This window comes from Pseudoalteromonas sp. TB51, assembly GCF_000498055.1.
Taxonomy (GTDB): Bacteria; Pseudomonadota; Gammaproteobacteria; order Enterobacterales; family Alteromonadaceae; genus Pseudoalteromonas; species Pseudoalteromonas atlantica.
Genome location: NZ_AUTO01000056.1, coordinates 1 through 5,659 on the forward strand (window position 1 = coordinate 1; position 5,659 = coordinate 5,659).

The 5,659-nt window shown below is 37.7% G+C and carries 5 protein-coding genes and 1 pseudogene; all 6 read left to right on the forward strand.

Annotation, left to right across the window (positions count from 1 at the left end; genetic code table 11):
- Positions 1–118: pseudogene (locus L650_RS24410) on the forward strand (glycosyltransferase family 2 protein); the annotation flags it as partial.
- Positions 108–1,067, forward strand: a complete 960-nt coding sequence (locus L650_RS0101975) for an acyltransferase (RefSeq protein WP_029771996.1) — start codon at positions 108–110, stop codon at positions 1,065–1,067. The pseudogene L650_RS24410 and the gene L650_RS0101975, both read left to right, overlap by 11 nt.
- Positions 1,051–2,613 carry a histidine ammonia-lyase gene (gene hutH / locus L650_RS0101980; RefSeq protein ID WP_085065398.1) on the forward strand — a complete coding sequence of 521 codons (1,563 nt, stop codon included), beginning with the start codon at positions 1,051–1,053 and terminating at the stop codon, positions 2,611–2,613. Before L650_RS0101975 ends, hutH begins: the two co-directional genes overlap by 17 nt.
- Positions 2,606–3,034: an acyl-CoA thioesterase gene (locus tag L650_RS0101985; RefSeq protein WP_029771998.1), complete on the forward strand. Its 429-nt coding sequence runs from the start codon at positions 2,606–2,608 to the stop codon at positions 3,032–3,034. The genes hutH and L650_RS0101985 overlap by 8 nt, the downstream gene beginning before the upstream one ends.
- A gap of 14 nt (positions 3,035–3,048) precedes the next feature.
- Positions 3,049–3,570, forward strand: coding sequence for an outer membrane lipoprotein carrier protein LolA (locus tag L650_RS0101990; protein ID WP_029771999.1), 522 nt, complete (start codon positions 3,049–3,051; stop codon positions 3,568–3,570).
- A 29-nt stretch (positions 3,571–3,599) separates the two neighbouring features.
- A partial coding sequence (locus L650_RS0101995; RefSeq protein WP_029772000.1) for a hypothetical protein occupies positions 3,600–5,659 on the forward strand: 2,060 nt, incomplete at its 3' end.

The following is a 5,659-nucleotide window of genomic DNA, read 5'->3' on the forward strand; positions in this document are numbered from 1 at the left end:
CCAGCCACTCCAAGATAATGTGCGTATTTCGTGGTTACATACGCGTTTATTTTTTGGCATGCTGCTTCGTTCACCTGTTTTACTATGGCATAAATATAAGAGACGTTATGGCCGTTAAACATTGGTCTAAAATGCAAGAGCGAGGTAACTTTTTAGGTATACAAATATTACTATTTGCCCATAAAGTACTTGGTCGTAAAGGGCTGTGGGTTATTTTGTTCCCGGTTGTTTGCTATTTGTTTATTACCGGTAAAGTTGCACGCGCGGCTTCTAAGCAGTTTTTAGTCCAAGTTAATAATTACAATAATGTTGAGCGTAAAGTAACTTTTAAACAACAGCTTATGCATTTTTGTAGTTTTGCCGATAGCGCCCTTGATAAAATTGATGGTTGGCTCGGTCGAATTTCAAAAAAGGATATCCAATATACTAATGAACAACTGTTTATTGATTTAAATGAGCAACAGCAAGGGGCCATTTTTATTGGCTCTCACTTGGGTAACCTTGAGGTATGTAGAGCACTGAGCCAGCATCGCAGCAGTAAAAAAATTAATGTGCTTGTATTTACTCATCACGCTGTTGAATTTAATAAAATGCTTAAAAAAATTAACCCTGCGGTGTCGGTTAACTTAATTCAAGTGAGCGATATGGGGCCTGATCTAGCTATTTTATTAAAAGATAAAGTAGAGCAGGGTGAAATAGTCGTTATTGTTGGTGATAGAACAAGCGCTACAACGGGTGAGCGATCAACACGTGTTGAGTTTTTAGGTAAGCCAGCATCTTTTTCTCAAGGGCCTTTTATATTAGCTGCATTATTAGATTGCCCCGTTTACTTTTTATTTTGCTTAAAAGATAAAAAAACAAAAAAGTATCATGTGATTTTTGAACATTATAGCCAAACATTAAAAATACCCCGCTCACAAAGGCAAGGTCTATTAACCACTGTAATTACAGATTTTTCTGCACGTTTAGGCTTTTATGCCGCGCGGTATCCTTATCAGTGGTTTAATTTTTATGATTTTTGGCAAAACGATCAGCAAGTAGAACGCAGCAATGCAAAGGAGAAGTAGAGTGTCAGCTCAGGAAGTACAGCTTTTTGGAAACCAACAACTTTCTATTGAAGATATTGTTAATATTGCACATCAAAATACTCAGGTGCAATTAAGTGGCTGCGAGCAATTTAGCGCAAAAATTGATAGCGCGCTTAGCTTTTTAGACTCTCTACTCAAAGAAGATGGTGTGATTTATGGGGTAACTACAGGCTATGGTGACTCAGTCACGGTTCCTGTGCCACTTAACTTAGTTGATGAGCTGCCATTACATTTAACGCGCTTTCATGGTTGTGGACTAGGCGATGTGTTTAATAAAGTGCAAGGGCGTGCAATTTTAGCTACGCGCTTAGCATCACTTTCACAAGGCTATTCTGGCGTAAGCTGGGAAATGCTGAATCTTCTCAAAGACTATTTAAACCTTGATATAGTACCTGTTATTCCTCAAGAAGGCTCGGTAGGCGCTAGCGGTGATTTAACCCCACTGTCGTATGTAGCAGGTGCTATGGTTGGTGAACGTGATGTTTTTTACAAAGATAAAATACTTAACAGCGCACAGGTAATGCAAGCGGCTGGTTTAAAGCCTTTAACGCTTCGCCCAAAAGAGGGGCTTGCAGTTATGAATGGTACAGCTGTGATGACCGCACTGGCTTGTTTAGCGTTTGATAGAGCCAATTACTTAGCAAAACTTGCAAGTAGGATTACTGCATTGTCTAGCCTTGCTCTTAAAGGTAATAGTCATCATTTTGATGAAATTTTATTCTCTGTTAAGCCTCATCCTGGGCAGCAACAAGTTGCTAAATGGATACGAGATGATTTAAACCATCATGACCATCCTCGTAACGCTGATAGACTGCAAGATAGGTACTCTATTCGCTGTGCACCGCATGTTATTGGTGTATTGCAAGATAGTTTGCCATTTTTCAGGCAGATGATAGAAAACGAGCTTAATTCTGCAAACGATAACCCTATTATTGATGGCGAGGGTGAGCATGTACTTCATGGTGGCCATTTTTATGGCGGCCACATTGCAATGGCAATGGATAGTATGAAAACGGCGATTGCAAATCTGGCAGATTTAGCTGACAGGCAAATCGCTTCATTGGTCGATACTAAATTTAATGATGGATTACCATCAAATTTATCAGACAGTGAGGCTGAACGTCGTTACATAAATCATGGCTTTAAAGCCGTGCAAATAGGCGCCAGTGCCTATACTGCTGAAGCGCTTAAGTTAACGATGCCTGCAAGTGTATTTTCTCGCTCTACTGAGTGCCATAATCAAGATAAAGTAAGTATGGGGACTATTGCCTCACGTGATTGTTTGCGTATTTTACAGCTTACAGAGCAGGTTATTGCAAGTACGTTACTAGCAAGTATTCAAGGAGTGAGGCTGCGTATTAAACAAGGCGAACTTGAATTTTCAAGTTTAACTGCAGATATGCAAGCGATGTATACTGACATAACTCATTATTTCGAAAACCTAACTGAAGATAGGCCAATGGAAGCGGTACTTAGACAAACCATTAGTTATATTCAAGAAAAACGTTGGGCTTTATATGAATAGTAAAGGCGCTTTGCTAACTCATGAAGTGGAAATTGAAATTCCATTTCATGACTGCGATCCGATGAATGTTGTATGGCATGGTAATTACCCTCGCTACTTAGAGGTGGCTCGCTGTGAGTTACTGCGATTATTTGATTACGACTATCCTCAAATGATGGAGTCGGGTTATGCGTGGCCAATAGTGGATATGCAAATTAAGTACGTGGCATCCGCCATATTTACCCAAAAAATTAAAGTGACCGCGTATTTAAAAGAGTTCGAAAACCGATTAAAAATTGATTATATAATTACAGATGCCATAACGAATAAGCGTATTACTAAAGCGACTACAACTCAAGTTGCTGTTGAGATATCGACTAAAGAAATGCAGTTTGCCTCACCAGCGGTGATAGTTGATAAGCTTGCAAAAATACTTAGCTAATATTGGATGATGCTATGAATTATTTAAAAAATTGTGTGTTTGTAAGTTGTCTTTATTTTGTTTTTTTTAGTGCCAGTTTATTAGCTGCTACGACAGTTTCGGGTGAATTTAAGCAATTAAAGCATTTTGCCGGCTTCTCTAAACCATTCATCTCTAAAGGGGAGTTTACACTTGAAGGGGAAAAGCTGCTTTGGTATGTAAAAACACCAGTGCAAAGTACATTACTAATCGAGAATGGCCAAGTATTTGTGAAAAATAAAGAGGGTGAGCTTACTCCTCAGCCTGGCAGCGAGCAGTTTGTAGGCTTATTAACTGACTTACTCGCATTAGATATGAAAGCCTTATATGCGCGTTTTGATGTAACAAATCAAACAGGCTGTTTATTATTAAAGCCAAAAGATACGCTATTAAAACAGCTGTTTAGCCATTTTATTCTTTGTGAAAATAACCAGCGTGTACAAAGTATAACCTTAAATGAGCACTCGGGTAGTAACACAGTAATAGAGTTTTCTTATGCAAATACACCTAATAATTAATAAGTGTAAGTAACCTTCGGAAAAGTGATGTGATTAAACGTATTAGTGTACTTATTACATGGTTTGGTTTTTTAGCTGTTTTACTTTGTGCTGCTTTGTATATCACTAAGCCTGTATTAAATGCTGATATGTTTAGTTTATTACCAAAATCACATTCTCAATTGGCGTACGGCGAAGAGGTCTTTTTTAAAAAAAATGCAAACCGTATTATGTTTTCATTTACTGGTGATGGTAAAAACTTAGCACATGACGAGCTTAAATCATGGCTGTTAAAACGTGATATAAAAAATAGCTTTGAACTGCCAAGCATTGTGCAGTTATCTTCAGTGTTCTCTGCCTATCAACATGCGCTGCTTAGCGACAATTATAAAAATAGTATGGTTGATAAAGCACAGTTTGAGTCATTTTACCTTACTCAATTAAATCAATTAGGAAACCCTTTTGTAAGTGCCACCCTAAAAGCCGATATTAGTTTAAGTCTTGCTGCATTTATAGGCGATAATTTAAAACAAAGTCAGTTATTCTCTTTAAAAAATGAGCGGTTAACGCGCCGTCTAAATCATACTGATTATGCTGTTATATTGGCTACCATTCCTAACAATAGCCTCCCAATTGATGAGTCTATTAAGCTTGCGAGCAGCATTAAAAATAAGCTTGAAAGTTTAAATGATACGTACCCACAGACCACTATTCGCTATTCAGGTGCTCTTTTTCATACAGCTGAAAACGCTCAGCAAGCTAAGTATGAAATGAGCTTATTTGGTGGCCTTAGTGTAATCGCATTACTTTTAATGGTGTTTTGGGTATTTAGGCAAGTCAGTAGCATTTTGCTTGCAAGCTTAACCGTACTTAGTGCACTGGCTGGTGGTGCTACGGCCATGGTATTTGTGTTTAATTCGATTCATTTATTAACACTGGTTTTTGCTGTAACCCTAATCGGTATAGCTATTGATTATGCATTTCATGCGATGACTGATTTAGCGTATGGCAACAGTTTTTACCAAAGTAGTGGGTTAAGTAAAGGCACAAAAACAGCTTTGCTTTTATCTTTTATTACAACAGGCCTAGGCTATAGCTGTTTATTAGGTGCGCCAATTTCACTTTTATCGCAAGTAGCAGTGTTTGTAATTGCTGGGCTTGCGAGCGCTTGGTTATTCACATTAATTATATTACCTATCTGGCAATCTAAGCTTGTGCTCTCTGAGCGAAGTTTGATTAAAAGTCAGCAGTTATTACGTTTAATGGTGCGCTTTAACCGTTATAAGCAATCGGTTATACTCGTATTGGGGCTGGTGTTAATGTTTTTGTTTTATCTTAAACCCTTTTCATTTAACAACGATGTACGTTTACTAAATGCAAGCCCACAGCAACTAATACTTAATGAGCAAAAGCATTTAACTTTATTGGGACAGTTAGATGCCCACATTGTATTTTTATTTGCATCAAATGCTGAACAACTATTGCAAAAGCAAGAGCAATTAATAGATGATTTAAAGCGTATTAACCCACATCTTAAACACAATGCTATTAAGCGTTGGTTACCTAGTAAGCGCACGCAAAAAAATAATTTAGCGCTCTTTAATGGGGCTGTTAAAAACGATGTGTTAACTATCACTGAAAAATATGCAGGTATAAAAGTTGAGTCAGCTAACACAGAACTTTTGAGTTACGATGCTTTAGCAAATAGTCATTTTTCAGCACTTTTAAATGCACAAATGTTTGTTGAGCCTAATAAGGCTGTTACTTGGTTTTCTGTATCGGGAATATCCACGCAAGCGCTAATTTCTAACGTTAATGCTTTTGAAGATGCGTTTATATATAACAAGCCTGAGCAAATCAGTAGCCTACTTGAAAACTACAGCCAGTATTTATTGCTTACATTGGGCGTGGCCATTGTTATTTGCTTTGTTTTATTTAGCTATAAATTTGGCCTTCGGATTGGCACTGTGCAGGTGATAACATTAAGTGCCAGTCTGTTGACTATGCTTTGGGTATGTAATGCAGCGCAAGGAAGTATCTCAATTTTTAATCTGCTAGGTGGCTTACTCATTATTGGTCTAGCCATAGATTATTTAGTGTTTTACCAAAT